This is a genomic window from Kocuria atrinae C3-8, from assembly GCF_000286355.1.
Lineage (GTDB): Bacteria > Actinomycetota > Actinomycetes > Actinomycetales > Micrococcaceae > Kocuria > Kocuria atrinae_A.
Genome location: NZ_AJXN01000179.1, coordinates 1 through 7,770 on the forward strand (window position 1 = coordinate 1; position 7,770 = coordinate 7,770).

The window sequence follows — 7,770 nt, forward strand, 5'->3', positions numbered from 1 at the left end:
GCACCCGGGATTTCCACCGCCTTGGCAGCGTGGCGGGAAGGTCGCGCCTCCGAAGCGGATGTGGTCGCCGCACTGCCCGGCGTCAGGGTGTTCGTGCCGATCGTGGCCGAGGTCTCCCATTCGGAGATCACGGAACACGGTCTGGTCTCCGACAAGGAAGCGGACATGGCCCTGGTGAGTCTGCGGACCGGGGACGGTCGCAAAGCACTGCCGGTGTTCACCGCTGTGGATGAGCTGACCACCTGGAACTCTGAGGCACGACCGGTCGCGGTCGACATCCGCAAGGCGGCGCTGTCCGCGGTTCAGGACGGATCGGATCTACTGGTGGTGAATCCGGGCTCTGACCCGTCCTTCGTGGTGCGACGCCCGGCCCTGTGGAGCGTGGCGAAAGATACGGCGTGGACCCCGTCGTACCTGGATTTCTCCGTGGATGATGCCGTCCTGCGTGCCGCCCTGGACATGGAGCACATCGTTTCCGCACGGACCGAACCCGGACCCGGGATCAACGCGAAGCGATCGGATGGAGCACTGCTGAACGGGGGAGCAACCGGTCCGGAGCTCGTCATCGTTCTGCAACTGACCCCTGGATTGACCCAAGAAATGGTTCAGGCCACGATCGGCCAGTACCAGCAGAAGCTGGTCACCGAGCCGATCATGGCCGAGAACGTGGATTCCTTGGGGCTGCGCCTGACTGCTTAGCCGAACACCGGGCCGGTGAACTTTTCACCGGGGCCGGAACCGGGAGCGTCCGGGAACGGTGACGCCTCACGGAAGGCCAGCTGCAGGGACTTCAGCCCGTCACGCAGGGGAGCGGCGTGCTGCGAACCGATTTCAGGAGCGGCAGCGGTCACGAAACCGGCCAGAGCGGTGATGAGTTTGCGGGCCTCGTCGAGATCTTTGAGTTCCTCGGCGTCGTCACCGGCGGCCAGGCCGCACTTCACGGCCGCGGCACTCATGAGGTGAACCGCGGCGGTGGTGATCACCTCGACCGCGGGAACCTCCGCGATGTCGCGCATCTGCTCGTTGACCGCCTCGACGGTCTCGTCGGGGGCGCCGTGCGCCTCGTGGCCCTGGGTGTTGTCGTCGAATTCGAAGCGCTCGTTGCGCGGTGCATCGGTCATGGATCTACTCTAAATCAGTCCTACGACACCACGGTGCGGCCCGCTGCCGGGGGCGATGGAGGCGATGATCACGTCCACGGTTCGCGCTGATCGGCCACCATGCGCTAAACTATTGGGCAGTGTGCAAGTGGAGGTAACTCCCACCCGCGTCCGCCCGTGTCACAACGGGTTGTAGGACTCCGGGTCAGTGACCGGAAATCCGAGGTCCACGCCGTGAGGTGTGTGATCCATTGGTATTTCTGATGACAGTGTGGTTTCAACCTCCGCTCGCGCCTATCGCAGCGGAGGTTTTTTGTTGCGGTAGTTCATAGCAACGGGGAAACCCACGAACATCAGGAGATTGGCATTAGCGATCCACGTATCAATGACAGAATCCGTGTCCCGGAGTCCGTCTTGTCGGACCCGGCGGCGAGCAGGTTGGCATCGTACGCGTCCAGGACGCACTGCGGCTAGCACGCGAATCGGATCTCGATCTGGTCGAGGTCGCACCCAACGCCAAGCCTCCGGTGGCCAAGCTCATGGACTTCGGCAAGTACAAGTACGAGGCCGCCGTCAAGGCTCGTGAGGCTCGTAAGAACCAGGCGAACACCGTGCTCAAGGAAGTTCGGTTCCGCCTAAAGATCGACACTCACGACTACGAGACCAAGGTCGGTCACGCCAAGCGCTTCTTGGGCGCTGGCGACAAGGTCAAGGCCATGATCCAGTTCCGTGGCCGCGAGCAGCAGCGCCCCGAAATGGGTGTCCGTTTGCTCGAGCGTCTCGCGGAGGACGTCGCGAGGTGGGTGTGGTGGAAACCAACCCCCGCGTCGACGGTCGCAACATGGTCATGGTCATCGGTCCGCTGAAGAACAAGGCTGAGGCTCGCGCCGAGGCCCGTCGTCAGAAGCAGCGTGACGAGTCCAAGGCGGACAACGAGCGGAAGCAGCGGGTGGACACCTCCAAGGCTGCCCCCGTGACCCAGTCCATCGGGGATGCCTTCCCGGAGGAACTGCGCAGCAAGGCAACCGCCCCGGAGACCACGGAAGAAACTCCGGCTCAGAATACCGAGACGGCCAAGGTTTCGGACCAGGTTGATGCCAAGCCCGAGTCCTCTCAGGACGAGGCGCCCAAGGCTGAGCCCAAGGTCGTGGACGCACCGGCTGTTGATCCCAAGATCGGTCAGGCTGCCCCGGCAGTGACCGAGACCGAGGATGAAGCCGAAAAGCGTACCGAGCTGCTGAGGAAGCTCCCGCGGAGAAGCCCAAGGCAGCGGCGTCGCCGTCCAAGCCCAAGGCAGCTCCGAAGCCGGCATCGGCCGAGAAGCCCAAGGCGGCTTCCGCGGCCAAGCCCAAGGCTGCGGCGTCGGCTAAGCCCAAGGCCGCCGAGGACAAGCCCAAGGCGACTGAGGAGAAGCCCAAGGCTGCTCCCAAGCTGGCTGCGGCTCCGAAGCCCGGTGCCCCCAAGCCCGGAGCTCCCAAGCCGGGCCCCGCTAAGCGCTGAGGCGCGCAGCACACAGTGAATTGACAGCGTTGGGCGTGTAACACGCTCAACACAAGCGTGGCCGTCGCTTGCGAGCGGCGGCCCACCGGTGTGCGTCACCGGTTGAACCAAAGGAGACGGCCACCATGCCGAAGATGAAGACCCACAGTGGAGCTAAGAAGCGTTTCAAGCTCACCGGTTCGGGCAAGGTCAAGCGTCAGCAGGCCAACCGCCGCCACTACTTGGAGCACAAGTCTTCGCGACTGACCCGCCGCCTCGCGAGCGATCAGATCGTGAGCACCCCGGGCGAGGCCAAGGCCATCAAGCGGATGCTGGGCAAGTAAGCCAGCGTTACACCAAGTTTTGTGCCGTGAGAGCGGCACCGTGAAGTTTGAGATTGTTCCGATCGTGATCGGAACCGAACCGTAAGGAGTACACACGTGGCACGTGTGAAGCGGGCGGTCAACGCCCACAAGAAGCGTCGTGAAATTTTGGAGATGGCCTCCGGTTACCGCGGACAGCGTTCGCGCCTGTACCGCAAGGCCAAGGAACAGGTGCTGCACTCGTACACCTACTCCTACAACGACCGTCGCAAGAAGAAGGGCGATTTCCGTCGCCTGTGGATCCAGCGCATCAACGCTGCTTCCCGCGCCAACGGCCTGACCTACAACCGTTTCATCCAGGGCCTGAAGGCCGCTGAGGTTGAGGTGGACCGTCGCATGCTGGCAGAGCTGGCCGTCAACGACGCCAACGCTTTCGCCGCTCTGGTCAAGGTTGCCAAGGACGCACTGCCGGAGGACACCTCCGCACCGCGCAACGCTGCCTGATCAGGTTCGTGAACTTCATCGAGCGCCTGGGAGACCGGCTGCTGTCCAACACCCGTTCTGATCGGGTTCGTGACGTAGCCGCGTTGACCAGGCGCTCGGTTCGTTCCAAGCGCGGAGTGTTCCGCGCCGAGGGCCCGCAGAACGTGCGCGAAGCACTGCGGCTCGCCCTTTCCGACGCACCAAACCCCGCTTGCCGGGACTGGACGCCGTCTACGCCACCGAGGCGGAGCTGGAGCGCCACCCGGAGATCGCCGCTGATTTGGAAGCTGTCTCCGAGCGCGGGGGAGTGTTCATCCGCGCTGTCAGCCCCGAGGTGCTCGCGGCCATGACCGACGCCGTGACGCCCCAGGGCATGCTGGCCGTCTGTTCCCTTCCCGCTCTGGACCTCCACGAGGCACTGGCACCTGCCGATCTGGCCTGCGTGTTGGTCCGTGTCCAGGACCCCGGTAACGCGGGTACGGTCGTGCGCGCCGCGGATGCCGCCGGTGCCGGGGCTGCCGTGTTCACTTCCGGCAGCGTGGATCCGTTCAATCCCAAAGCTGTGCGTTCCTCGGCCGGTTCGCTGTTCCACGTCCCGGTCGTCACGGGCGCGGACCTGGCCGACGTCGCTCACGCCGCCCATGAGCGCGGCTCAGGTATCCTCGCCGCGGATGGTTACGCGAGCGTGTCCGTGGATGAGCTCGCCGACGCCGCTCTGTTGCGTTCCGCGGGTATCGCACCTTCCACGGACGTGGCCTACGACCTGTCCCGCCCCACCGCGTGGCTGTTCGGGAATGAGGCCCAGGGTCTCACCGACGATGAAAAGGCGCACGCCGATCTGGCCGTGGCCGTGCCGCTCTACGGAGCTGCAGAATCCCTCAACGTGGGCACCGCTGCAACGGTGTGCCTGTACTCTTCGGCGCGAGCCCAGCGCCGCGCCCACTCATGACCGCCGCGTCCAGGCGCGATCCGCTCACGCGGGTCACCGGCGCGGCCATCCTCGACAGCTCTGCAGCGCCCACGCGATTGCTGGTGGCCCAACGCGCCTACCCGGAGAAGTTGCGTGGTCTGTGGGAGTTCCCGGGCGGGAAACAAGACCCCGGCGAAGGCGCTGAGGAAGCGCTCGTCCGGGAATGCGACGAGGAACTCGGCGTGAACGTGCGGCTGGTGGAGGAAGTCCCCGCTCCGAACCCGGAGGGCTGGCCCCTCAAGGGAACCGCCGTGATGCGTGTCTTCACCGCGGTGGTCACCGATGACCGTGAGCCAGCTGCGGGGGAGGACCACATCCAACTGCGCTGGCTCGAGTTGAACGACCGCGCATCGATTCTTGAGCTCGAGTGGATCCCGGCGGACCTGCCCATCGTGGAGGCCCTGCTCAACCAAGTCCACGAGGCGAGCCCTCAAACCTCCCGCAGCGGTCACTGACCATGGCGCAGCACACGGAGACGCGGCGCGATCCCGCTGCGTGGAGCGCCCTGTGGGCCATGGTCCTGGGCTTCTTCATGATCCTGGTGGACGCCACCATCGTCTCTACCGCCGTCCCCGCCATCATGGAGGGCTGAACGCTCCCATTGGTGGAGTGTTGTGGGTGACCAGCGCCTACCTGCTGGCGTATGCGGTACCGCTGTTGATTACCGGGCGACTGGGCGATCGTTTCGGCCCGCGCACTATGTACCTGCTGGGGCTGTCGATCTTCACCCTGGCGTCCCTGTGGTGCGGGTTCGCGGGAAGCTGGAAAGTCTCGTGGCCGCCCGCGTCGTCCAAGGGCTCGGCGCGGCCATCCTCACACCGCAGACCATGTCCGTGATCACCCGCATGTTCCCGAGCGAAACCCGCGGCACCGCCATGGGCATTTGGGGAGCCACGGCCGGCATCGCCACCCTGGTGGGCCCACTTCTGGGCGGTGTGCTCGTGGACCTGGCCGGTTGGCAGTGGATCTTCTGGGTCAACGTCCCGGTGGGAATCTACGCCCTGTGGCGTGCGGCCAAGTACCTGCCTCGTTTCGAACGCCGCAGCCATTCCCTGGATATCCCCGGCGTACTGCTCTCCGGCGTGGGCCTGTTCCTCATCGTGTTCGGCGTGCAGGAGGGTCAGAAATACGGCTGGTCCACCGTGGTCGGTCCCATCACGATTCCCGTGGTCATCGGAACCGGTGTGGCCGTGATGATCGCGTTCGTGGCGTGGCAGGCCAAGAATCGCGGCGAACCGCTGGTGCCGCTCGCGCTGTTCCGCGACCGAAACTTCTCGCTGTCCAACGTCGCGATCGGCGCGGTGAGCTTTACCGTGAACTCCATGATCATCCCCGCGATGCTCTACCTCCAGCTCGTCCGGGATCTCGATCCCACGCTCGCCGCTTTGAGCTATGCCCCCATGTCGCTGCTGTCCGCGATCCTGGCGCCACTCGTGGGACGGTCGCTCGCCGAGCGCACCCCCCGATCCCTCGCGCTCCCGGGGCTCATCATCATGTCGCTCTCGCTGGCGGCCTACGCTTTTGCCCTGCGCGTGGACACCCCCGTATGGCTGCTGGCCGTCATGACCCTGGGCATCGGACTGGGTAGCGCCATGGTCTGGTCCCCGGTCTCGATCGCCGCGACCTCCAAGCTCCGCCCGGATCGCGTGGGCGCCGGCTCCGGGGTGTTCAACACCACGCGCCAGGTAGCCGCCGTGCTCGGTGCCGCCATGGTCGCCGTGCTGCTGCAAGCGCGACTGGCCGCGAATCTGCCGGAAGGTGCGGGAACGACGTCGCTCGCGGCGTCGTCGAGCGCGGGTGGGCTACCCGAGGCACTCCAGGAAGGCTTTGCCACCGCGGTGACCCAGACCCTGCTGCTCCCGGCCGCCGTGTTGCTGTTGGGCGCGATCGCCGCGGCGTTCTTCACTCCGCCGCGATGGTGGGGCGAGCAGCAGACGAAGAGCCCCTGACCGATCCACTAGACTGGATCTGCCCGCACCGTGATCGCTGCGGGCATTTACACGGGGACCGCGGCGCCGTCGCTGACGCCGGGCCTCCCGCTGAACCCGTCCGCGAGCAGGAACGCGAGAAACCATGTCCGAACCCACACCGTCCATCGAGGTGGACCCCACTGACGAAGCCGGGGTCACCTCAGCCGTAGAACGCGCGCTCGCCGAGATCGAGACAGCTTCCGACCTCGACGAACTGAAGGTCGTGCGACTGGCCCACACCGGTGAGAAGTCACCCCTCGCGCTGGCCAACCGCAAGATCGGTGGCCTGGACAAGGCCCAGAAGGCCGTGGCCGGCAAGCTCGTCGGTCAGGCACGCGGCCGCGTGAACAAGGCTGTTGCCGCGCGCACCACCGTGCTCGAGGAAGAACGCGACGCCCGAATCCTCGTGGACGAGGCCGTGGACGTCACCGCGGCTACGCGGCGCACGCGACTGGGCGGGCGCCACCCGCTCACCAACCTGATGGACCGCATCGGCGACGTGTTCGTGGGCATGGGCTGGGAGATCGCGGACGGCCCCGAGCTCGAACACGAATGGTTCAACTTCGACTCGCTGAACTTCAAGCCGGACCACCCGGCACGCCAGTTGCAGGACACGTTCTTCGTGGACCCGCCGTCCTCGCACCTGGTCATGCGCACCCACACCTCGCCCGTGCAGATGCGCTCGCTGCTGGAACGTGAGCTGCCGGTGTACGTCGTATGCCCGGGCAAGACCTACCGCACGGACGAGCTGGACGCGACCCACACCCCGGTGTTCCACCAGGTGGAGGGCCTCGCCGTGGACGAGGGCCTGTCCATGGCCGACCTCAAGGGCACGCTCACGCACTTCGCGCGGGTGATGTTCGGTGAGGAAGCCAGATTCGCTTGCGCCCCAACTACTTCCCGTTCACCGAACCCTCCGCCGAGTTGGACGTGTGGCACCCCACCGCCAAGGGCGGACCCCGCTGGATCGAGTGGGGCGGCTGCGGCATGGTGCACCCCAACGTCCTCCGTGCGGCCGGCATCGACCCTGAGCGGTACTCGGGCTTCGCGTTCGGTATGGGCATCGAGCGGACCCTGATGTTCCGCAACAACGTCCCGGACATGCACGACATGGTCGAGGGCGACATCCGTTTCAGCGAGCACTTCGGGATGGAGATCTAAACATGCGAGTTCCTTTGTCATGGCTGCGCGAGTACGCGCCCGTACCCGAGAACGCCACAGCCGAGGACGTCCTGGCCACCCTGGTCAAGGTGGGCCTCGAAGAAGAAGACATTCACCGCCCCACGGATGAGCTGTCCGGGCCCATCGTGTGGGCCAGGTGCTCACCATGGAGCCGGAAACCCACTCCAACGGCAAGACCGTGAACTGGTGCACCGTGCGCGTGGTTCCGGAGGGCCAGGAGCAGACCCTGACCGGCAAGGGCATCGATCCGTCCGGTGTGCAGG

6 protein-coding genes and 4 pseudogenes are annotated in these 7,770 nt (G+C 65.8%); 9 read left to right on the forward strand and 1 reads right to left on the reverse strand.

Annotated elements, in window-relative coordinates:
- Window positions 1-699, forward strand: a 699-nt coding sequence (locus tag YO9_RS0115350; protein WP_016998294.1) for an SseB family protein, incomplete at its 5' end; no start/stop codon positions are given.
- On the opposite strand, the gene YO9_RS0115355 is transcribed toward YO9_RS0115350, so the two are convergent.
- Complete coding sequence (locus YO9_RS0115355) at window positions 696-1,121, reverse strand: DUF1844 domain-containing protein (RefSeq protein WP_016998295.1); 426 nt, start codon at window positions 1,119-1,121, stop codon at window positions 696-698. The genes YO9_RS0115350 and YO9_RS0115355 overlap by 4 nt on opposite strands.
- Window positions 1,122-1,460: 339 nt before the next feature.
- On the opposite strand from YO9_RS0115355, the pseudogene infC reads away from it, so the two are divergent.
- The 8 genes and pseudogenes from infC to YO9_RS19185 all read left to right on the forward strand — a co-directional run.
- Window positions 1,461-2,013, forward strand: a pseudogene (gene infC / locus YO9_RS0115360) (translation initiation factor IF-3); the annotation flags it as partial.
- Window positions 2,014-2,725: 712 nt separating this feature from the next.
- Window positions 2,726-2,923 (forward strand): 50S ribosomal protein L35, encoded by a 198-nt coding sequence (rpmI, locus tag YO9_RS0115370; RefSeq protein WP_016998296.1) that lies wholly within the window; start codon window positions 2,726-2,728, stop codon window positions 2,921-2,923.
- 96 nt (window positions 2,924-3,019) lie between these two features.
- Window positions 3,020-3,406 carry a 50S ribosomal protein L20 gene (gene rplT, locus YO9_RS0115375; RefSeq protein ID WP_016998297.1) on the forward strand — a complete coding sequence of 129 codons (387 nt, stop codon included), beginning with the start codon at window positions 3,020-3,022 and terminating at the stop codon, window positions 3,404-3,406.
- Between the two features lie 190 nt (window positions 3,407-3,596).
- On the forward strand, window positions 3,597-4,334 hold the full coding sequence (locus YO9_RS21130) for a TrmH family RNA methyltransferase (RefSeq protein ID WP_016998298.1): 738 nt from the start codon (window positions 3,597-3,599) through the stop codon (window positions 4,332-4,334).
- Window positions 4,331-4,810 carry a (deoxy)nucleoside triphosphate pyrophosphohydrolase gene (locus YO9_RS0115385; RefSeq protein ID WP_016998299.1) on the forward strand — a complete coding sequence of 160 codons (480 nt, stop codon included), beginning with the start codon at window positions 4,331-4,333 and terminating at the stop codon, window positions 4,808-4,810. Before YO9_RS21130 ends, YO9_RS0115385 begins: the two co-directional genes overlap by 4 nt.
- Before the next feature lie 2 nt (window positions 4,811-4,812).
- A pseudogene (locus YO9_RS0115390) lies at window positions 4,813-6,304 on the forward strand (DHA2 family efflux MFS transporter permease subunit).
- Window positions 6,305-6,428: 124 nt separating this feature from the next.
- A pseudogene (gene pheS / locus YO9_RS0115395) lies at window positions 6,429-7,486 on the forward strand (phenylalanine--tRNA ligase subunit alpha).
- A gap of 2 nt (window positions 7,487-7,488) precedes the next feature.
- Window positions 7,489-7,770, forward strand: a pseudogene (locus tag YO9_RS19185) (phenylalanine--tRNA ligase subunit beta); the annotation flags it as partial.